Origin of the sequence: Oceanobacillus chungangensis (assembly GCF_003369565.1) — a bacterium.
Lineage (GTDB): Bacteria > Bacillota > Bacilli > Bacillales > Amphibacillaceae > Oceanobacillus > Oceanobacillus chungangensis.
Window position 1 is genome coordinate 141,560 of sequence record NZ_PIOD01000011.1, and the last position, 21,376, is coordinate 162,935.

The window sequence follows — 21,376 nt, forward strand, 5'->3', positions numbered from 1 at the left end:
TAAAAATATTTCTTACTACATAATTGCAACTAAGGTTGTCACCGAAAGGCTTGGTGACAACCAAGTTTTCTTATCTTATGTATTATACCTTATAATAATAGAAAAAGCAGGATTTCTCCTGCTTTTTAAGATTATCGACGTAATCCAAGTCGTTTAATTAATTCGCGGTAACGTGTAACATCTTTATTACGAAGATAGTTAAGTAAATTACGACGTTTACCTACCATTTTCAATAAACCACGACGTGAATGGTGATCTTTTTTATGAACACGTAAATGTTCATTTAGAGTTGTGATTTCTTCAGTTAGTACAGCGATTTGTACTTCTGGAGAACCAGTATCTGTATCATGAACTTTGTATTCATTGATAATTTCATTCTTACGCTCTTGTGTAATAGCCATCTGGCTCACCTCCTATAATTTCTATATCCCCAGTTCCCTAGCAAGCGTCGGAGTTACGATTTGCCAAGCAACGGTTTTACGAATATAAGCATAACGTTTTTTGAGATAAAATGCAAGAAGAAATGCATTCATGTGTTGAATTATTTTAGTTTAGCCCAGTTCGCTTGATATTAGCCACAGTTACACTTATGAAATGAGAAAGCTAGAATTCATGTTATCTGCTAAAATAAGCACGAATGTTTTTCTCATCTAATGCTAATTGTTCGATTAACTCCTCAGCATTAGCAAATTTCTCTTCATCACGGATGTACTTATACCACTCAATGTATAATTCTTCCCCATACAAATCATTATTATAGTCAAATATATTTACTTCGACTGATAGGTCCTCACGTTCAGCAGTAAATGTTGGGTTTGTTCCAATACTAGCCATACCTTCATAAGTTTCATTCTTGTAGATTACTTTTACAGCATAGATCCCTTGTTTTGGTAGCAATGCATCAGGATTGACTCTTAAGTTTGCAGTTGGATAGCCTAGAACTCTTCCACGCTGGTCGCCTTTTATTACAATTCCATCTAGCTTAAAGAATCTTCCAAGTAAACGATTCGCTTCCTCTACTTTTCCGGTTTGTAAAAGCTCTCTAATTCTTGTTGAACTGACCTTCTCATCATCCAAAGTGAATTTATCAATTGTCGTAAATGTAAACTTATCTCTCGTATAGTCAGCTATATTATTCATGTTTCCACTCCCCTTATGGCCAAACGAATAATCAAACCCAGCTACTAAATGTTTAATATTTAATCCGATTATGAAGTGATCAATAAATTCCTGTGGTGATAATTTAGATAGTTCTTGATTAAATTCAATAATATATAATCGATCTACATTTAATTGCTTAAGCAGTTCCTTTTTTTCTTTTAACGGTGTAATGTATTTCACATGTTGCGTATCTTTTTTTAATACTACGGATGGGTGTGGATGAAAGGAAATAACAGCACTCTCCATACGCTTCTCTTTAGCTTCATCGATTGCCGCTTGAATTACTTTCTGATGACCCTTATGTATACCATCAAAAAATCCAATCGCACTTATTGTATTCGGTAATTCATCCAGAACTAGGGCATGTGGGTATGTTAATTCAAATGTTCTCAATTTCTTTCACTTCTTTCTCACCCATTAAAAACACGAACTGGTTTAATTTCCTCGGGTTTATCAGGGTGGTTTTGATAAATTGCTAATAACTGCTGCTGGTGAACAACTAAGAATGGATTTGTTTTGATTACTTGAGTCGGCGACTTCAGCTTCTGTCCATTCATAACTTTTAATTTCGTCACCTCATCAACATCCAAGCGGTCTAAATGATTCACGCCATGAATGATAGGCACTAGTAATCTTTGTTGTTCATTAATTTCTGCAGCCTCTTCTATATTAGCAAAAGTCACTGTATTTTTCTCGGAAAATGATCCTGTTTCTGTCCGAACTAAACTTGACATATGTGCAGGATAACCTAATTCCTTACCAATATCAACACATAATGTACGGATATACGTACCTTTTGAACAAAGCACTTTGATTTTGAAACTATCTGTCTTCGTTGATAATAATTGGATATCGTAAATCGTAATCTTACGTTGAGGTCGGTCCACTGGTTCATTTGCCCTTGCATATTCATAAAGTTTTCTTCCATTGACCTTAACAGCAGAATACATTGGAGGAATTTGTGTAATCGTTCCCATGAAAGATTGCAGTACTTCCATAATCTTTTCTGTTGTAGGGGGATTTAATACTTTCTTTTCTTCTACTATTTTCCCCTCAGCATCTTCTGTTTCAGTCGAAGTACCCAATTTCACTTCTGCAATATACGTTTTTTTCGTATCGGTTAAAAACGAGACAATTTTAGTCGCTTCACCAATACAAATTGGCAATACACCTTCCACCTCGGGATCTAGGGTTCCAGTGTGGCCAACTTTCTTAGTTTTAAACAGCCTTCTACACTTCATCACGCAATCGTGTGATGTCATTCCTTTTGGCTTCCATAATGGTAAAATACCATTCATTTAATCAGCTCCAAAAACATAAAATATTGAAGTTCTCATACGCTTAGGCTCAGGCTGTATTGTCTGGTTGCTAATAACAACCATTTCCGTCACAGGAAAGTGACAAATTGCCTATTACCATCATAATTTAAGTCAAGTTTTATCCATGGAAAAATCTGACCGGCTAAATGAATAACCGAGTCAGATTAATATGTTTATTTATTTAGATCACGTAAAATCGTATCGATGCGATTGCCATATTCAAATGCTTCATCAAATTCAAAAATTAGTTCTGGTGTTTTACGAAGACGAATTCGTCTACCGATTTCTGTGCGAATAAACCCTTTCGCTTTCGCAAGTCCAGTAAGTGTTTCCTGTTTTTGCTTCTCATCGCCTAAAACGGAAATAAATATCTTTGCCTGCTGCAAGTCACCGGTCACTTCAACATCCGTTACTGTAACGAATCCAACTCGCGGATCTTTTATCTTGCGCGTTATTATTTCACCTAACTCTTTTTTCATTTGTTCTGCAATTCTATTTGCACGTAATTCAGACATTATACTTTCACCTCATCAAAAACCTATTATCCTTCTCACCTGCTCTATGAAAAAAGAACAGGGAAAAGGAACTTTTATATGCGTTCTACAGTTGTAATCGTACGTTCTAATTCTGGAAATGAATCAATAACTTGCAACGTCTTTTGAATTCTTTGTTCGGCATGAGATAAGTCTATTGAAATCGTGACAATCCCTATCTTGGACCTTTGCCAAAGATCATGATAATCCAGTTCAGTTACAGACACATTATAATCCTTGCGTAACTTCGCTAATAATCTTTTTACAACAGAGCGTTTTGCTTTGAGTGAATTCCCTTCATATAACTTACATTCAACCTCCGCAAGTACAATCATTTACGTTCGATTTCTACCATTTTGTATGCTTCAATTACATCGCCTTCTTTAAGGTCATTAAAGTTTGCAATTGTAATACCACATTCATAGTTTTGTGCTACTTCTTTTACATCATCTTTGAAACGTTTTAGCGTATCAATTTCACCTTCGAATAACACAATACCATCACGGATTAAACGAATACTGGAATCTCTTGTTATTTTACCATCCGTTACATAGCTTCCAGCAATTGTACCAACTTTAGAAACTTTAAATGTTTCGCGAACTTCCGCTTGGCCAATAACTTTTTCTTCAAATTCTGGATCAAGCAAGCCTTTCATCGCTGATTCAATTTCTTCAATTGCACTGTAAATAACACGATGCAGGCGAACATCAACTTTTTCAGATTCTGCTGCTTTTTTCGCATTAACATCTGGACGAACGTTAAAGCCGATAACAATCGCATTTGAAGCTGATGCTAGAATAATATCTGACTCCGTAATCGCTCCAACACCTGCATGGATGATTTTAATATTAACGCCTTCCACATCAATTTTTTGAAGTGATGATGAAAGTGCTTCAGCAGAACCTTGTACATCTGCCTTAATGATAATATTTAATTCCTTCATTTCACCTAGTTTAATTTGCTCAAATAAATCATCTAGGCTAATTTTCGTTTGTTCATGACGATTTTCCATAATGTGTTTTTGCTGACGAGCTTCACCAATTTGACGAGCTTTCTTCTCATCTTTAAATACTAAGAATTGATCACCAGCTTGTGGTACATCATGTAATCCGGTAATTGCAACAGGAGTCGATGGCCCAACACTTGTAACTCGTTCGCCAAGATCATTTACCATTGCACGAACACGGCCAAAAGTATTACCGACGACTACAGAATCCCCAACATTTAAGGTACCATTTTGTACAAGTAACGTTGCAACAGATCCCCTACCCTTATCAAGCTCTGCCTCAATAACAGTACCAAATCCATTTGCATTTGGATTTGCTTTTAATTCCTCAACTTCAGCTACAAGTAAAATCATTTCTAATAAATCATCAATACCTGTATGCTGTTTCGCGGATATCTTCACGAAAATTGTTTCTCCGCCCCAGTCTTCTGGTACAAGACCATGTTCAGTTAACTCTTGCATTACTCGGTCAGGGTTTGCTGCTTCTTTATCCACTTTGTTCACCGCTACAATAATCGGTACTTCCGCTGCTTTCGCATGGTTAATTGCTTCAATTGTTTGTGGCATAACACCGTCATCTGCCGCAACAACAAGTATAGCAATATCTGTAACTTGTGCACCACGTGAGCGCATGCTAGTAAATGCAGCATGTCCAGGTGTATCTAAGAACGTTATTTTCTTATCATTAACTTCTACTTGATACGCACCAATATGCTGTGTAATTCCACCAGCTTCGCCTGCAGTTACCTTCGTATTACGAATCGAGTCAAGTGTTGTCGTTTTACCATGGTCAACATGCCCCATAATTGTTACAACAGCAGGTCGTTCAACAAGATCTTCTGGTTTTTCTTCAACGATATATTTGTCAAAATTCGTATCTTCAATAATAATTTCTTTCTCTACTTCTACATTATAATCGTTACAAATTAGTTCGATTGTATCATCGTCTAAATCTTGATTTTTCGTTGCCATTACACCCATGAACATTAACTTTTTAATAATTTCCGCTTCTTTTTTATAAAGCTTACTAGCTAACCCGCTTACTGTTAATGTATCACTGTAAGTAATCTTTTTAGGCGTCTCTACAACAGTTGATTGTTTTGTTGAAGTTTGCTTATTACCTCTGCCTTTATTAAAGTGATTCGGACGTCTATTTTGATTTCTATTATTCTTTTGGTGGCCACCAGATTTATTGTTTTGCGTTGTTGTGTTAGCTTTCTTCTCTGGACGATTATCTTTCTTTTTCATTTGATTTGACCCGTTATTATTTGATTCATTTTTAACAGTCGTTTGTTGTACATTCTTCTCACTATTCTTTGGCTGACTAACAAACTTCTTATCTAATTTTTCTTTAGTATCATCTGATATTGTTGACATATGATTCGAAACGTCCACATCCAATTCCTTTAGATAGTCAATTACATCTTTACTTGACGTATTATTTTGTTTTGCATATTCATATACACGCATTTTGCTCATACGTTCACCCCCGAGATTAATTACCCAACAACGATTGTATTTTAGTCGCAAATCCAGCATCTAAAATACCAACTGCAACTCTTTGGGATTTCCCAATTGCGTTAGATAGCGTTTCCCGATCATCTACTATCACAACTGGCACATTATAATAACTACATTTATCCATTAGTTTCTTCTTCGTTTGGGGACCGATATCACTTGCTAATAATACTAATTTCGCTCGTTGGTTTTGAATATCTTTAACAATCAATTCTTCACCTAATGAGCATTTTCTAGCTCGATATGCAAGTCCGATTAAGTTTAAATAACTATTTTTCATTGCCATTACCTGCGACAAGCATTCTTAATTCTTCATAAATAGAAGGATCTACTTCCGCATTTAACTGCCGATTTAGTGCATTTGATTTCTCCGCTTTTGTAATAACATCCAAATCACGTGATACGTAAGCACCACGTCCATTTTTCTTACCTGTAGGATCTACAAAAACCTCTCCCTCTTTGTTGCGAACAACACGGATAAGATCTTTCTTAGGTTTCATTTCATTCGTTACAATACATTTGCGTTCTGGTGTCTTTCTCTGTTTTACCATACGTATCCCTCCTTATTCGAACAAGTCTTCTGCTTCCTCTGAATACGTATCTTCTCCAGTTAACATACCTTCTTCTCTTGCTTCTGTTTCGCTTTTAATATCAATTTTCCAGCCAGTTAGCTTCGCAGCTAATCTTGCATTCTGACCACGTTTACCAATTGCTAACGATAATTGATAGTCGGGGACTATTACTGTTGTTGACTTTTCCTCTTCATTTACAATGACATCAACCACTTTTGAAGGGCTTAATGCATTTGAAACATATACTTTCGGATCTTCTGACCACTCGACAATATCGATTTTTTCACCTTTTAATTCATCGACGATTGCCTGTACGCGTTGTCCTCTTTGACCTACACAAGAGCCAACTGGATCGATTTCAGGGTTTGCAGCGTATACGGAAAGTTTCGAACGATCGCCTGCTTCCCTTGCTACAGACTTAATTTCTACAATACCATCGAAAATTTCTGGAACTTCCATTTCAAATAGCCGTTTTAACAGTCCAGGGTGAGATCTTGAGACATAAATTTGCGGTCCCTTACTTGTGTTCTCAACCTTTGTAACAAATACTTTTAATCGGTCATGTATGTTGTATTCCTCATTTGGCATCTGTTCAGCTTCCGCTAGCTTAGCTTCAATTTTCCCTAAATTTACATATACGAATCGCGGATCTTCACGCTGAATAATCCCTGTCATTACATCTTCTTCACGATCAATATATTCTGAGAAAATAACGCCACGTTCTGCCTCTCGAACTCGTTGTGTTACAACTTGCTTAGCAGCCTGTGCAGCAATTCGCCCGAAATCTTTCGGTGTTACCTCTAATTCAATCGTATCTTCTAATTCATAGTTGGGATCAAGCTTTCTAGCTTCATCTAATGAAACTTCTAACTGTGAATCCTCTACTTCCTCAACAACAATTTTTCTTGAGTAAACACTCATTTTTCCAGTTGTTTCATTTAGTTCGACTCTAACATTTGAGGCAGATTGAAAATTCTTCTTATATGCTGAGATTAATGCTGCTTCCAAAGCCTCTAGTAATACTTCTTTGTCAATACCTTTTTCATTTGATAAATTATCAATTGCATCAAACAACTGACTGCTCACTATCTTTTCCCCCTTAAAACGTGACAGCAATTCTAGCTTTTGCTATTTTGTCGTATGGAATCTCCACTTGTTTTACTCGATTTTTAAGTTTATATTCAATCGTTAATATATTATCTTCAAAATTCTTTAAAATTCCTTCAAACTCTTTTTCATTATCAATTGGCTCATATAGTTTAATATACATGTTTTTTGATATATTTTTATTAAAGTCTTCTGTAGTTTTAAGTGGTCTTTCAACACCTGGTGAGGAGACTTCTAAAAAATATGGGTCTTTTATTGGATCTGTTGCATCAAGCTTCTCACTTAGCGCTTCAGATACATCGCCACATTCTGTAATATCAATCCCGCCTGGTTTATCGATATATAGACGAAGAAACCAATTTTTTCCTTCTTTGACATATTCGATATCCACAAGTTCTAAATTCTTTTCTTCCAGAATGGGTAGAACTAATTCTTCTGCTGTTTTTATTACTTGAGAACTCAACTTTCATCCTCCTTTATATTCAATTGTAGTCTTACATATATTATGGACTAATCCACGCTTCTTCATTTATCCCTCATGTAAAAATAAAATCCCCGCCTGAACGTGTGGCAAGGGAAAGTTTTGTCAATGTGGAATAGAACTATGAAGAAAGAGTGGGTTTTCACCCACTCTTTGACTGTCCGTATCATTACTTACCACAAAGTATTATATCACATCCGCATATGTGATGCAAGATTTACCAATTCAACAAAACATTGACTCATTATTAAAACAGGGAAAGTTGATTTTTCTCTTCCATACCTTCTAGACAACCAATATTATCAAGGTACTCTAACACAGTTTTGGAAATCTTACTGCGTTCACGTAAATCTTCTTTAGAAAGGAATTCTCCTTCTTCACGTGCTTTAACAATGTTTAATGCAGCGTTTGTACCTAAACCATCAACTGCATTAAACGGAGGGATTAAGCTATCTCCGTCTACGATAAATTCCGTTGCACTTGATTTATATAAATCAACCTTCTTAAATGAAAGTCCACGTTCACACATCTCAAGTGAGAGTTCTAATACAGTTAATAAGTTTTTCTCTTTCGGTGAAGCCTCGTTTCCTTTAGCAGTAATCCCTTGAATTTGTTTTCGTATTGCCTCTGAACCTTTATGCATCGTAATTAGATCAAAATCATCAGCCCGTACCGTGAAATACGCAGCATAAAAGTAAATTGGATAGTGTACTTTGAAATATGCTATTCGGATTGCGTTTAATGCATATGCAGCAGCATGTGCTTTAGGGAACATATATTTAATTTTTTTACAGGAATCAATATACCAATTAGGCACATTGTTTTTCCTCATTTCGACTATCCATTCATCCTGCAATCCTTTACCTTTACGGACAGATTCCATAATTTTAAATGCTAACGAAGCTTCCAACCCTTTATGGATTAGATATACCATAATGTCATCACGACAACCGATAACCTCTGTTAATACACAAGTACCATCATTGATTAAGTCTTGAGCATTACCTAACCATACATCTGTACCATGAGATAATCCAGATATAATGAGAAGCTCAGCAAATGTAGATGGCTTTGTATCTTCTAGCATTTGCCTTACAAATTTCGTACCAAATTCAGGTAGTCCAAATGTACCTGTTTTACTATTAATTTGTTCTGATGTAACACCAAGTGCCTCTGTTCCTGAAAATAGTTTAAATACATCTGGATCATCTGTTGGTATCGTTTTTGGATCAATGCCACTTAGGTCTTGAAGCATACGTATCACGGTCGGATCATCATGACCAAGAATATCTAGCTTCAATAAATTATCATGGATGGAATGGAAATCAAAATGTGTCGTTTTCCATTCACTATTTCGATCATCAGCAGGGAACTGAATTGGTGTAAAATCATATATTTCCTTATCATCAGGTACAACAATTATTCCTCCTGGATGCTGTCCAGTAGTTCTCTTAACACCCGTACTTCCCTTAACTAGACGATCTATTTCCGCGTTTTTAAATACTAATTGCCTATCTGATGCATATCCTTTTACATAGCCATAGGCTGTTTTTTCTGCAACCGTACCAATTGTGCCTGCACGAAAAACTTTATCATCACCAAACAACACTTTAGTATAGTTATGTGCCCGTGGTTGGTAATCACCTGAGAAGTTCAAATCAATATCCGGTACTTTATCTCCCTTAAAGCCAAGGAATGTTTCAAACGGAATATCATGTCCATCTTTTTTTAATGATGCATTACAATTCGGACAATTTTTATCTGGTAAATCAAATCCACTTCCGACTGAACCGTCTGTAATAAACTCATTATATTGGCATTCAGGACAAACATAATGAGGTACAAGTGGGTTTACTTCGGTAATTTCTGACAATGTAGCAACTAAAGACGAACCTACCGACCCACGAGAACCAACGAGGTATCCGTCATCAAGTGACTTCTTAACAAGCTTATGGGAAATTAAATAAATAACTGCAAATCCATGACCAATAATACTTTCTAACTCTTTTTCTAATCGATCTACAACAATTTTAGGTACTGGTTCACCATAAATTCGTTTTGCATTTGAGTAGCAGAGATCGCGCATTTCTTGATCTGCTCCATCTATGGTCGGTGTGTATAGACCGTCCTTTACTGGTGAAAGCTCCTCAATCTCTTCTGCAAGCTGATTTGGATTCGTCACGACAATTTCATATGCCTTTTCTTTCCCTAAGAAATGAAAACAATCTAGCATTTCGTTTGTCGTACGGAAAGGAGTATCTGGCAATGTTTGTCGGCTTAACGGGTTGCCCGCTTGAGATGAAATCAGGATTTGTCGGTATTGCTTATCATGCTCATCAATATAATGGACATTACCTGTAGCAACAACCATTTTATTCATCCTGTTTCCCATATCAACAATTTTTGAAATAATATCTAATACCTGTGCTTCATTTTGAACAAGATCCTTCTCAATAAGATGAACATAATTTGCCGGAGGCTGCACTTCAATATAATCATAAAATTCAGCAACATGCTCCGCCTCTTCAGCAGACTTTTGCATCATCGTTTCAAAAACTTCCCCGCGATCACATGCAGTCCCAACTAATAATCCTTGCCGATGCTTTTGTAAAACGGACCTTGGTAGTCTTGGAACACGGTAGAAATAGTCAATATGTGCATAGGAGACTAACTTATACAGATTTTTTAACCCTTCTTCTGTTTTCGCAAGCAGAATACAATGATAAGGCCTTGAGCGTTGATATGCATTTCCTTCACCCATATGACTATTTAATTGATTATGATTTACAATTTCTTGATTTAGCAGCCTTTGTACAAGCTTCCAAAGTAAATAACCTGTTGCTTCTGCATCATATATTGCTCGGTGATGTTGTGTCAGTTCAATCTCTAAATGCTTACATAGTGTATTTAGTCGATGATTTTTCAATTCTGGCAAAAGAAAACGAGCTAATTCCAATGTATCGACAACAGGATTGTCCGCCTTATCATAGCTGATTCTATTTAGTGCCTGATTCAAGAATCCCATATCAAAGCTTGCATTATGAGCGACGAGAACATCACTTCCCATCCAGTCATAAAAATCTTTAATTACCTCAGCAACCTCTGGAGCGTCTTTAACCATATCATCTGTAATTCCTGTTAATTCAATTGTCGTTTCTGATAATGGATGATGCGGGTTAGCAAATGCTTCAAACCGGTCAATGATTTCCCCTTTGTGAATTTTCACCCCTGCAAGCTCAATTATCGTATCGTATACCGCTGACAAACCTGTAGTTTCCACGTCAAATACGACATAAGTAGCTTCTTCTAAATCTAAATCTCTTTCATTATATGCAATTGGTACACCATCATCGACTAAGTTAGCTTCTACACCATATAAAACTTTAATGCCATTCTTTTTACCTGCTGCATGTGCATCTGGAAATCCTTGAACACCAGCATGATCTGTAATAGCAACTGCTTTATGTCCCCATTTTGCCGCCTGACTAACAAGTGCACTTGGTGAGACAACCGCATCCATTTGACTCATTGTTGTATGTGCGTGTAATTCGACACGTTTCTCATCTTCATCTGCTTCATCTCTACGTTGCTCTACTTTAATCTCATGAATATCATTTGCCATCATCGCAAGCTCATTAGAATACATATCTGTCTGAATGCTTCCTCTCGCCTTAATCCACATTCCTTCTTTAACAGATTTAAATTGTGCAACATCGTCGTCACTGTTTGAAAACTTCTTAATTTGCAGTGAATCTGTATAATCGGTTGCTTTAACAATTAATAAGCTTCTGCCTGAACGCAATTCTCGAACTTCAACAGAGAAAATGTATCCTTGTACCGTTACACGGCGTTCCTCATCTTGAATTTGTTCCATTTGTATTGGTTCATCTTGAATCTTATGACCAAGCTGTAATGGCTGATTATCATTCGTCGCCTTTGCTTGGTCACGTTTTTCTTTTTCTTGAACCGTTTTTAGTACTATTTGCTGATCTTCCTTTGCCGTCTGTTCCTTGAACTTCTCAAGATCTGCTAAATTTGTTTTCACATCAATTTCTAGTGAATAAGATAAAGTTCCAATTTTTTTACAATAAATATTAAAATCTGCCTCAAGTCGCTTTTTAAGTGCACTTCCTTCTGCTTCATTTCTTGCGGTTAACATAATCTTATTACCGTTGACTTGCGGTACTTGATTTTGCACCAAATCACGATATGCCGGAGAAAGGTTTGTAATCGATGTAATATAGTTTTTCCAGTAACCGATTATATCTTCTTCCGTACAAGCTTTGTTATCTGTCGTAATCGTAACGTCTACCGAAGCAATTTGACGGAAGGATTCGTTAAGCTTTGCTTGTAATAACAAGTACATATTAACCGGCAATACTTTTTCAACATGAATGTGAAAATGCCATGTTTTTGTTTTCTTAAATACTTCTAGTTTCTCTAAGTAGCTCTCATTGAAATATTGTTTACAATAATCTTCTGGTATTTGGAGTTGTTGAAGTAAGTAGTGCATTTTTTCTACTTTTGAAATATCCATTGATAGCCCTCCTACTCATCTACATCAATATAACGTCATAATACCTGAAACCCTTGCCAGTAATAAGACAAGGGTTTCAGATTTGGTTTCTACTAGAATAGGAACGTATAAAATCTCCTATTTCAATTACCGTGACAAGGTTAGCCACGCCCAGCTCCTAGTGAGACTTCCCTCACCTCTGTACGTCGCTAAACGGGCACTTGCGCTTTAGTACTTCTACAGGAATAGACGTTGGATATCATTCCATGTTACGACAATCATTAGGAGCATTAATAATGCAAACCCTACAAAATGAAAGATTCCTTCTTTTTCTGGTGGTACTGGCTTTCCGCGAATCGCTTCAATTCCAATAAATAGTAATCGACCACCATCAAGTGCAGGTAAAGGTACTAGATTAACAATCCCTAGATTAACGCTTAGCATTGCAGTCCATAACAGCAAATTCATGAATCCTGTTTGGACCACTTGATCTGTTGCATCATAAATCCCAACAGGACCTGAAAGCATATCAAGCGAAACCTGTCCGGTAATTAGCATCATTAAGTTAGTTAACACTAGCTTTGTTATGTCATAGGTTTGGATAAACCCATACTGTAACGTACCTAGAATAGATTTTTCGGTTGCTTGATATACACCAATTTGCCCTATGCTAATTGGTTCACCTTTTTGATTAACCGACTCTTTCTCGTTGGGCACAATCGTTATTACTTCCTCATTCCCATTTCTTAATATGACGAGTTCCATTTCTTGTCCTGGATTATCCCTTACGATGCTAGTAAATTCTTCCCAAGTTGAAACAGATTGATCTTCTATTTGGATGACTTCATCATTAGGTTGTAATCCAGCTTCTTCTGCCGGTGTATTCGGCTGAATCTGTCCCATGCGTGCTTCATCGACAGGCACACCTTGAATTATTCCTAAAATAATAAAGATTACAATTGCAAGCAAGAAATTCATCATAGGTCCGGCAAACAATTGCATTGCTCGTTGACCTGTTGTTTTAGATGCAAACTGTCGATTATATGGTGCTATTTGTGTTTCTTTTTCATCCATGATAAAGAATGCTTTTTCATCTACATCGAAACTCAGCAATTCATTTTCTTCATCAATTTCATAACCTTTGATGATTAACTGATGATCTAAATCAACATGCTCCACCTCGATTACCCTTGCATTCGGATGTTTCGATTTATTGTTCACAATAATTTTATTAACTTTACCTGCCTGATTAAATTCTAATCCGATATGGTGTCCTGGTTTTAATTCAATGATTTCGGGATCTTCACCAGCTACACGAACATAACCACCAGCAGGGATTAAACGAATCGTGTATAATGTTTCGTTTTTAGTGAATGAAAAAACCTTTGGTCCAAAACCAATTGCAAATTCACGGACAAGCATTCCGGCGCGCTTGGCAAAAATCATATGACCCCACTCGTGAATAAACACTAATATACCAAACATCAATATAAACGCAATAACAGTGGTCAAATATAGCACCTTCCTTCAATTGGTATTGGATTTCTTTAATAGGTAAGAAAGAATAGATAACTTTCTAACCATATAAGTGCAATTAAGACTTTCGTAAAACAGGCTTAGCGAGAATCATTTTTTATAAGATAAGCTTTAAATATGAGTTTATGTTCAAAAGGAGGCTAAAAAGGACCGAGACGGCTAAGTTCGCATCATTCTGGGAGAAGATTACTCGCCCAATTGAAAGCTTTGTATTTCCGCCTACACTAGCCCGTCCTAAGCGTGTTTCTACGCAGCGGACCTCACTAAATATAATGACTTCTACTTCGCTTTAGGATCTGACCATTTTAGCGTGACTACAAGGAATTCTTTCCCGAACCGCTGCGTAAGCAGGGGAAGTGTCTATCATTTTCTTGGCACTGATAGACAAGTCAAAGAGAGAATTTCGATGCGCATTATTCCGTACTTTTAGAACTAAAACTCTAAGTAAATTTAAACTTAAATTGAAGAATAGTACAACTCTAAGGTCATATTTTTTTACAAAAATTGAATGATATGTAGTATAGGAAGAACAAATAATAAGCTATCAAATCTATCCAAAATACCACCATGACCAGGAAGAATTTTCCCTGAATCTTTTACACCATAATTCCGCTTTAATGCAGATTCTACAAGATCACCAATTTGCCCAAATATTGACGCAAGTATTGTAACCCCTATTACGATAAGTAAAGAATGTGGGAATGGGTGAATTAGATGGAAAATCACCGCAATTACACAAGCAAGTACGATTCCACCGATCGCTCCCTCAACAGTTTTATTTGGACTAATCGTTGGCCAAAGTTTACGTTTTCCAAATGCGCGGCCAAATAGATACGCTCCAGTGTCAGTTGACCAAATAATGAAGAAGGCATAAAATATATTGCTTAGGCCATTCGCACCGTCTCTTGTCTCCATTAGATAATAGAATCCTAATCCAACATAGAAGGTTGCTAGTAGGATAAACCCAGCATCATCAAATGTAAATTTATTCTTTACAAGCACGATATAGGATAATAATAGTAAAATAATGATTGTAATTATTTCCAGCTCAGATAAAACGAGAAATGAAAATATTTCCGATTGGTTATATAGTAATATGACCCAAAGTAATAATGCTGCTAAAATAGAACTGACCCAATATCCATTGTTTTTTCTCATTCGAATTAGCTCAAATAAGCTGATTGTTGCTAAACCAGCTACCAATATTTTAAATGGCCATCCGCCGATAATAACAAATGGAACGAATACAATTAGGGCTAATAGTGCTGTGATCGTTCGTTGCTTCATAAATCTGACCTCTCCTTATATACCTCCGTAGCGTCTTTTTCGGTGTTGATATTCTTCCAGCGCTTGTCCAAATACTGCTTCATCGAAGTCTGGCCATAGTACATCTGTAAACCAAAATTCGGTGTAAGCTAATTGCCATAATAAGAAATTACTTAAACGTTGTTCACCACTAGTTCGAATTAATAAATCTGGATCTGTTAAATTATGTGTATAAAGATATTCAGAGAATACCTTCTCGTCAATTGAATCAATTGATAGCTTAGAGCCGTCAATATCAGTCATGATTTGCTTTATTGCGCGCATAATTTCTGATCTGCTTCCATAATTAAGTGCAAAATTTAATAGTAAACCGTCATTATCTTTCGTTTTATCAATCGCATATTGGACAGATTCTTGAGTATGCTTTGGTAGTGTTGAAATATCACCTATGATGTTGATTCTTACATTATTTTCAATTAATCCTGGGAGATAAATATGCAAAAATTCCTTTGGTAATTTCATTATAAAATCAATCTCTGATTTCGGTCTATTCCAATTTTCGGTTGAGAAAGCATATAACGTGAGAATTTGAATATTTGCTTCAACAGCGGTTTTCACAATCTTATTCACGGTCTTAACACCTGCTTGATGTCCAGCAATCCGAGGTAATCCTCGCTTCTCCGCCCATCGCCCATTTCCATCCATAATAATTGCGACGTGATTTGGAATATTTTCTATAGATTCTTGTTTATGTTGCTCTATTTGTTTACTTTTTAAAAATGGAATTTTCATCGCCATCGTTTGTCCTCCGCATGTGTTGATAGATTACGTCTACCTCTTACATAATTATTATGAATGAATAAGGAATTATATTACGCGTAAAGTTAATATAACAATGCCATCAATGTGATTTCAAATGTGAGAATTGACAATATCATTTTCGAAAATTGTACATACTTCAACTGCCTATACTTTCCTGATAAACACTACACAATTTATTCTGTCTTATTATAACATCGAATTCCTTTTATTATAACGAGGAGATGATAAAAATACAAAAGCCCCCTTATACAAGAGGGCGATTCTTATATTATTTTACACGTAAAAGGTGTATAAATAAAGGTAAAGTACTCTATTTAATAATAGAATGGCCTTTATATATTATTACACTTCCATAATTTCTTGTTCTTTTTCTTTCGCTAACTGTTCGATTTTAGCAATGAAATTATCTGTTTCTTTTTGAACGGATTCTTGTGAGCTTCTTAGTTCATCCTCAGTAATTTCACCGTTTTTCTCTTCTTTTTTCAATTGATCATTTGCATCACGACGTACATTTCTTACTTGCACACGATATTCTTCCGTATACTTGCTTACCACTTTAACTAAATCTTTTCGTCTCTCTTCTGTAAGTGCAGGAATACTAATACGAATAACATTTCCATCATTTGATGGTGCGAGACCAAGATCTGCAATTTGAATTGCTTTCTCAATATCTTTAATTGCTGTTTTATCATAAGGTGTGATTACTAATAATCTTGCTTCTGCAGCCGCAATAGAAGCTATTTGATTTAATGGTGTTGGAGCACCATAATAATCCACGTTTACACCATCCAAAAGACTTGGATTAGCACGCCCAGCTCTTACAGTTGCTAAGCTTTTTGAAAAAGCTTGAACAGTTTGTTCCATTTTATCTTTCATTTCTTTCATAATTACATCTGACATGTTTATTTCCCCCTTATTGTTGTCCCGATTATTTCACCTTCGACAACTTTTTTAATATTTCCTTCTTCTGTGATAGAAAATACAATTAATGGGATATCATTATCCATACTTAGTGATGAAGCTGTTGCATCCATAACGCCAAGTCCTTCATTTAACATTTCCATGTAAGATAAGCTTTCGTATTTCGTCGCATCCTTATTTAATTTAGGATCCGCTGTGTAAACGCCATCCACATTATTTTTAGCCATTAGGATTACTTCCGCTTCGATTTCAGCAGCTCTTAATGCCGCAGTTGTGTCTGTAGAGAAATACGGATTCCCTGTTCCAGCAGCGAAAATGACAACGCGATTCTTCTCTAAATGTCTGATTGCTCTTCTTCTTATGTATGGTTCAGCAACCTGACGCATTTCTATTGATGTTTGTACTCGAGTCTCAACTCCGACATTTTCTAGTCCATCTTGAAGTGCTAAGGAATTCATTACCGTTGCCAACATCCCCATATAATCCGCTGATGCACGGTCCATTCCCATTTCACTACCGACTTTCCCACGCCAGATATTTCCTCCACCAACTACGATGGCTACTTCAACACCTAATTCTACTACTTCTTTCACTTGCTCTGCAATTGATTTAATCGTTTTAGGATTAATACCAAAATCCTGGTCACCACTTAAGGCTTCTCCACTCAATTTCAGCACTATTCTACGGTACTTTGCTGTTGTCATAATTACCTCCATAGAAGCTTGATATTTTATATGTAATTTAAATATTCTGTAAAAATGTTAGCGTTTATGTTGAAATAGGGAACAAAATTTGTCCCCTATCCCAACATATAACTATATTTAAATTACTATTTTTTGTTGACTTGGCTCATTACTTCTTCAGCAAAGTTTTCTTCGCGTTTTTCTAATCCTTCACCAACTTCATAACGAACAAATGAAGTAACAGTAGCACCTTTATCAGCTACATATTTTTTCACTTTTTGATCTGGATCTTTAATAAAGCTTTGGTCAAGTAGGCAAATTTCTTCAAAGAATTTATTTAGGCGTCCTTCTACCATTTTTTCAACAATGTTTTCAGGTTTGCCTTCATTTAGCGCCTGTGCCTTTAAAATTTCACGTTCATGATTTGTCTCTTCTTCAGAAACTGCATCACGTGAAACGTATTTAGGTTTAGCAGCAGCGATATGCATTGCAATATCTTTTGCAAGTTGCTCATCATTTGTTCCTTCTAATACAGATAGAACACCGATACTTCCACCCATATGTAAGTAAGCACCAAACACATCATTATCTGTTTTGTTAAAGATTGTGAAACGACGTAAAGAAATCTTCTCACCGATTTTAGCTATTGCTGCATTGATGAATGTTTCTACTGTTTCTCCATCACCATGAAGTTTTTGTTGTAATGCTTCTTCCACGTTTGCAGGTTGCTCTTTAACTAAGTGTTTTCCTAACTCACCTAGTAAGTCTTTAAACATGTCGTTTTTCGTTACAAAGTCAGTTTCACAGTTCACTTCTAGAAGAACTGCAGTATTGTTGTCTACATCTACAAATGTAGCACCTTCAGCAGCAATTCGGTCTGCTTTTTTAGAAGCTTTTGCAATTCCTTTTTCACGAAGATAGTCAATTGCTTTATCGATATTACCTTCTGTTTCTTGAAGTGCTTTTTTACAATCCATCATACCTGCACCAGTTTTTTCACGTAGTTCTTTTACCATTTTTGCAGTAATATTCATGTTTTTGTCCTCCTTTAAAATTATCAGGCTTGTCTCTCAAAATAAACTCTTAAAAAAAGGTGATAAAAGGTTCCTCTCCTCTTATCACCCTAACCTTTTTGGTAGAAAGGAAAGCATGCTTTTCTTTCTATATTAGTGCAACGAAGGCTACTTAATACCTAAAGGTTTCGTTAGGTCCTCGTTTTAAAATGCGATTACGCTTGTTCTGATTCTTCTGCAGCTTCTTCAGTAACAGCTTCTTCTACAGGAACTTCTTCAACTTCTTCTTCCTGTTTCACTTCTAAAATAGCATCTGCCATTTTAGATGTCAAAAGTTTAACCGCACGAATAGCATCATCATTTGCTGGAATAACATAATCGATTTCATCTGGATCACAGTTTGTATCTACAATCCCGATAATCGGAATGTTTAATTTATGAGCTTCAGCGATCGCGATACGTTCTTTACGTGGGTCAACGATGAACAAAGCATCAGGTAGCTTTTTCATTTCTTTAATTCCACCTAAGAATTTAACTAAACGATCTTTTTCTTTTAATAAATTAACAACTTCTTTTTTAGGTAAAACATCAAATGTTCCATCTTCTTCCATACGCTCAATGTCTTTTAGACGATTGATACGTTTACGGATTGTTTGGAAGTTTGTAAGTGTACCACCTAACCAACGTTGGTTAACAAAGTACATACCAGAACGAATTGCTTCGTCTCTTACTGAGTCTTGTGCTTGTTTTTTCGTACCAACGAAAAGGATTGTACCGCCATTTGATGCGATTTCCTTTACAAAATTGTACGCTTCATCAACCTTCTTAACTGTTTTTTGTAGGTCAATGATATAAATTCCGTTACGTTCCGTGAAGATGTATTTTTTCATCTTTGGATTCCAACGGCGAGTCTGATGTCCGAAATGTACACCAGCTTCTAATAGTTGCTTCATAGAAATTGCTGCCATGATAAATTCCTCCTATTTGGTTTTTGTATTTCCCTCCGTCCAGATCATCTTCATGTAAAGACCAATGATATCAATGGCACCCTTCACATAAATCACCAGACGTGTGTTTTATTTACCTATTCAATTAGTTTGAACATAGTATTTACACCAGAAGTTACTATAACATAATGATACAATGTAATCAAGCTTTTTTATTATTTTTGATGCAATTTAATAAATAGTTCTACTTCCGTTTTTCCGCGGTCTAATTTTTGTGCTATTTCTGTAATCGACATCCCTTGATGGTGAAGCTGTAATATTCTTGCTTCTAATGAAGTTTCAATTAAATCATCAACCTTTGCATCAATAAATGGCGCAGCATACTTTGCTGTAGGTTCAACATTGATTTCCTTCTGGTGATTATCATTTTTTAGATTATTAGACACAACTTGAGTCTTCTCAGGCTTGATATGAGGAGGTGTTTTGGAACTAATTTTATCTTGCAATCGATTATTCTCTTCCTTTATTTCTTGTAAATACAATTCGAATAATTCCGTTATTTCTGCAGTATCTGCTTTTTTAAATGATTGTAACTGTTGAGAAAGTCGATAGATTGCATATAATGCAACAATATGTATTAAAAAACTAATTATAAGTAATAGTGACTGCATGATTTTCCTCCTGTCTAAAAGAATAGGAAAGTATAAAAGATTACTTATTTTGTTGCCATGCATGGTCGGCCACTTTTAGTTCTAGTGCTAAAGCTGCAGCGAGCTTCCTTTCCCTCCGTGCGTAGCAAATCAGCCATGGGGATTTTGTTCGTCTTCCCACCCATTTTAACGAAAATATTAGTACCAACTTTTAATTAAAAAAGATTGATGACAATATTATTTTAAATTAAATTCATAGGTACAAAATAATAATTACTTTAATTAAATCGCTTATATTTTCCAAAGGAAACAATAACAGTGGCATGAATATTATTTCTAACCCACAGTGTTGCTTCCTCTCCTATATCGATTTGCTCATCAAGCTGTTAAATTACTTCTGCAAAATTCACTAATTTAGGCTTAGCATAGCGAATACCGTTTCTTTGCCTTAAACATGAAATACGTATACTTGGTTCTTGCGCAATAAATCACCGGTATTGACCTTTGGAGGCTACGATGACTTTTGAATTTTAGTTAACGTATTTTTCAGTTTGAAGATCGATTTTTTATGAATTTGAGATATTCTTGAAGTAGTCAATCCTAAAATCTGACCAATTTCTGTAAAAGTTAATTCATCATAATAGAATAGGCTTACAACCATTTGCTCATTCTTATTTAAAGCTTTAATCCCCATCACTAGTTCGTCTTTTAATTCACCCTGAAGCAACTGCATCTCTGGCAAAGTTGCCTCATCTGGGATTGAATAACCAATTCCTTCTTTTAATTCTTCTGCATTGTTTTTCGGTTTCTCTTCGATAGAGAGGACATTTGCATAAAGTGAATCACTAACAATCGATTCAACCTCCCTGCTTGATATGCCCATTTGTTCTGCAATTTCCTTGGAGCTAGGCTGTCTTTTTAGTGCTTGCTCTAATTCAATTGAAACTTGATTTACCTTCTTCGTCTTTTCTCTGAGTGATCTAGGTAGCCAATCTAACTTTCTCAGACCATCTAGAATTGCTCCCTTTATACGAAAAGATGCATAGGTATCAAATTTTAAGTCCCGACTAGGATCAAATTTTTTTAATGCATCATACAATCCAAGTAAACCAAGACTTTTTACATCATCTTTATTCACGCTTTTCGGTAAATTGCTCGATATTCTCTCCACATGAAAATTAACCAAATACATATAATTAACAATTAGCTCGTTTGCAGCATCATTGCTGCGATACTTTACCCAATTATCCCAATGTTCTTGTTCGATAGGAGTATCATTAGTTGTCATATTAAATTGCTCCTCCTTCGCCCTTAGAATAAACATG

Annotated in this window: 20 protein-coding genes; all 20 read right to left on the reverse strand. The window is 35.9% G+C overall.

Features of this window, described 5'->3' with window-relative positions:
• Positions 1-131 precede the first annotated feature (131 nt).
• Positions 132-401, reverse strand: a complete 270-nt coding sequence (rpsO, locus tag CWR45_RS10745) for a 30S ribosomal protein S15 (RefSeq protein ID WP_114916417.1) — start codon at positions 399-401, stop codon at positions 132-134.
• 214 nt (positions 402-615) lie between these two features.
• Entirely contained in the window at positions 616-1,554 is a 939-nt protein-coding gene (locus CWR45_RS10750) for a bifunctional riboflavin kinase/FAD synthetase (RefSeq protein WP_115749861.1), read from the reverse strand.
• 17 nt (positions 1,555-1,571) lie between these two features.
• Positions 1,572-2,459, reverse strand: coding sequence for a tRNA pseudouridine(55) synthase TruB (gene truB / locus CWR45_RS10755; RefSeq protein WP_115749862.1), 888 nt, complete (start codon positions 2,457-2,459; stop codon positions 1,572-1,574).
• A 194-nt stretch (positions 2,460-2,653) separates the two neighbouring features.
• Positions 2,654-2,995 carry a 30S ribosome-binding factor RbfA gene (gene rbfA / locus CWR45_RS10760; protein WP_115749863.1) on the reverse strand — a complete coding sequence of 114 codons (342 nt, stop codon included), beginning with the start codon at positions 2,993-2,995 and terminating at the stop codon, positions 2,654-2,656.
• 74 nt (positions 2,996-3,069) lie between these two features.
• On the reverse strand, positions 3,070-3,348 hold the full coding sequence (locus CWR45_RS10765) for a DUF503 domain-containing protein (RefSeq protein WP_115749864.1): 279 nt from the start codon (positions 3,346-3,348) through the stop codon (positions 3,070-3,072).
• Positions 3,345-5,498 (reverse strand): translation initiation factor IF-2, encoded by a 2,154-nt coding sequence (infB, locus tag CWR45_RS10770; RefSeq protein WP_115749865.1) that lies wholly within the window; start codon positions 5,496-5,498, stop codon positions 3,345-3,347. Before infB ends, CWR45_RS10765 begins: the two co-directional genes overlap by 4 nt.
• Positions 5,499-5,514: 16 nt before the next feature.
• Entirely contained in the window at positions 5,515-5,817 is a 303-nt protein-coding gene (locus tag CWR45_RS10775; RefSeq protein WP_115749866.1) for a YlxQ family RNA-binding protein, read from the reverse strand.
• The gene (rnpM, locus tag CWR45_RS10780; RefSeq protein WP_115749867.1) at positions 5,807-6,088 is read right to left on the reverse strand and encodes an RNase P modulator RnpM; all 282 of its coding nucleotides are present in this window, start codon (positions 6,086-6,088) and stop codon (positions 5,807-5,809) included. Before rnpM ends, CWR45_RS10775 begins: the two co-directional genes overlap by 11 nt.
• Before the next feature lie 12 nt (positions 6,089-6,100).
• Positions 6,101-7,195, reverse strand: coding sequence for a transcription termination factor NusA (gene nusA, locus CWR45_RS10785; protein ID WP_115749868.1), 1,095 nt, complete (start codon positions 7,193-7,195; stop codon positions 6,101-6,103).
• Between the two features lie 13 nt (positions 7,196-7,208).
• Positions 7,209-7,679 carry a ribosome maturation factor RimP gene (gene rimP / locus CWR45_RS10790; protein ID WP_115749869.1) on the reverse strand — a complete coding sequence of 157 codons (471 nt, stop codon included), beginning with the start codon at positions 7,677-7,679 and terminating at the stop codon, positions 7,209-7,211.
• 265 nt (positions 7,680-7,944) lie between these two features.
• A complete protein-coding gene (locus CWR45_RS10795) occupies positions 7,945-12,234 on the reverse strand; it encodes a PolC-type DNA polymerase III (RefSeq protein WP_115749870.1) in 4,290 nt (1,429 codons plus the stop codon).
• A 216-nt stretch (positions 12,235-12,450) separates the two neighbouring features.
• Entirely contained in the window at positions 12,451-13,725 is a 1,275-nt protein-coding gene (gene rseP / locus CWR45_RS10800) for an RIP metalloprotease RseP (protein ID WP_115749871.1), read from the reverse strand.
• Between the two features lie 519 nt (positions 13,726-14,244).
• Entirely contained in the window at positions 14,245-15,036 is a 792-nt protein-coding gene (locus CWR45_RS10805) for a phosphatidate cytidylyltransferase (RefSeq protein WP_115749872.1), read from the reverse strand.
• Positions 15,037-15,051: 15 nt separating this feature from the next.
• A complete protein-coding gene (locus CWR45_RS10810; RefSeq protein WP_115749873.1) occupies positions 15,052-15,813 on the reverse strand; it encodes an undecaprenyl pyrophosphate synthase in 762 nt (253 codons plus the stop codon).
• Positions 15,814-16,179: 366 nt separating this feature from the next.
• The gene (frr, locus tag CWR45_RS10815) at positions 16,180-16,737 is read right to left on the reverse strand and encodes a ribosome recycling factor (RefSeq protein WP_115749874.1); all 558 of its coding nucleotides are present in this window, start codon (positions 16,735-16,737) and stop codon (positions 16,180-16,182) included.
• A 2-nt stretch (positions 16,738-16,739) separates the two neighbouring features.
• Positions 16,740-17,462, reverse strand: a complete 723-nt coding sequence (pyrH, locus tag CWR45_RS10820) for a UMP kinase (RefSeq protein ID WP_115749875.1) — start codon at positions 17,460-17,462, stop codon at positions 16,740-16,742.
• Between the two features lie 125 nt (positions 17,463-17,587).
• On the reverse strand, positions 17,588-18,475 hold the full coding sequence (tsf, locus tag CWR45_RS10825) for a translation elongation factor Ts (protein WP_115749876.1): 888 nt from the start codon (positions 18,473-18,475) through the stop codon (positions 17,588-17,590).
• 194 nt (positions 18,476-18,669) lie between these two features.
• Complete coding sequence (gene rpsB / locus CWR45_RS10830) at positions 18,670-19,422, reverse strand: 30S ribosomal protein S2 (protein ID WP_115749877.1); 753 nt, start codon at positions 19,420-19,422, stop codon at positions 18,670-18,672.
• A 194-nt stretch (positions 19,423-19,616) separates the two neighbouring features.
• Positions 19,617-20,072: a DUF6115 domain-containing protein gene (locus CWR45_RS10835; RefSeq protein ID WP_115749878.1), complete on the reverse strand. Its 456-nt coding sequence runs from the start codon at positions 20,070-20,072 to the stop codon at positions 19,617-19,619.
• A 490-nt stretch (positions 20,073-20,562) separates the two neighbouring features.
• The gene (locus tag CWR45_RS10840) at positions 20,563-21,339 is read right to left on the reverse strand and encodes a FliA/WhiG family RNA polymerase sigma factor (protein WP_115749879.1); all 777 of its coding nucleotides are present in this window, start codon (positions 21,337-21,339) and stop codon (positions 20,563-20,565) included.
• Positions 21,340-21,376: the final 37 nt, after the last annotated feature.

What these genes read in the sequence shown, in the direction of transcription:
- rpsO (WP_114916417.1), bottom strand. Translation starts at nt 401, where the DNA reads ATGGCTATTACACAAGAGCGTAAGAATGAAATTATCAATGAATACAAA.
- truB (WP_115749862.1), bottom strand. Translation starts at nt 2,459, where the DNA reads ATGAATGGTATTTTACCATTATGGAAGCCAAAAGGAATGACATCACAC.
- rbfA (WP_115749863.1), bottom strand. Translation starts at nt 2,995, where the DNA reads ATGTCTGAATTACGTGCAAATAGAATTGCAGAACAAATGAAAAAAGAG.
- CWR45_RS10765 (WP_115749864.1), bottom strand. Translation starts at nt 3,348, where the DNA reads ATGATTGTACTTGCGGAGGTTGAATGTAAGTTATATGAAGGGAATTCA.
- infB (WP_115749865.1), bottom strand. Translation starts at nt 5,498, where the DNA reads ATGAGCAAAATGCGTGTATATGAATATGCAAAACAAAATAATACGTCA.
- CWR45_RS10775 (WP_115749866.1), bottom strand. Translation starts at nt 5,817, where the DNA reads ATGAAAAATAGTTATTTAAACTTAATCGGACTTGCATATCGAGCTAGA.
- rnpM (WP_115749867.1), bottom strand. Translation starts at nt 6,088, where the DNA reads ATGGTAAAACAGAGAAAGACACCAGAACGCAAATGTATTGTAACGAAT.
- CWR45_RS10795 (WP_115749870.1), bottom strand. Translation starts at nt 12,234, where the DNA reads ATGGATATTTCAAAAGTAGAAAAAATGCACTACTTACTTCAACAACTC.
- CWR45_RS10805 (WP_115749872.1), bottom strand. Translation starts at nt 15,036, where the DNA reads ATGAAGCAACGAACGATCACAGCACTATTAGCCCTAATTGTATTCGTT.
- CWR45_RS10810 (WP_115749873.1), bottom strand. Translation starts at nt 15,813, where the DNA reads ATGGCGATGAAAATTCCATTTTTAAAAAGTAAACAAATAGAGCAACAT.
- frr (WP_115749874.1), bottom strand. Translation starts at nt 16,737, where the DNA reads ATGTCAGATGTAATTATGAAAGAAATGAAAGATAAAATGGAACAAACT.
- pyrH (WP_115749875.1), bottom strand. Translation starts at nt 17,462, where the DNA reads ATGACAACAGCAAAGTACCGTAGAATAGTGCTGAAATTGAGTGGAGAA.
- tsf (WP_115749876.1), bottom strand. Translation starts at nt 18,475, where the DNA reads ATGAATATTACTGCAAAAATGGTAAAAGAACTACGTGAAAAAACTGGT.
- rpsB (WP_115749877.1), bottom strand. Translation starts at nt 19,422, where the DNA reads ATGGCAGCAATTTCTATGAAGCAACTATTAGAAGCTGGTGTACATTTC.
- CWR45_RS10835 (WP_115749878.1), bottom strand. Translation starts at nt 20,072, where the DNA reads ATGCAGTCACTATTACTTATAATTAGTTTTTTAATACATATTGTTGCA.
- CWR45_RS10840 (WP_115749879.1), bottom strand. Translation starts at nt 21,339, where the DNA reads ATGACAACTAATGATACTCCTATCGAACAAGAACATTGGGATAATTGG.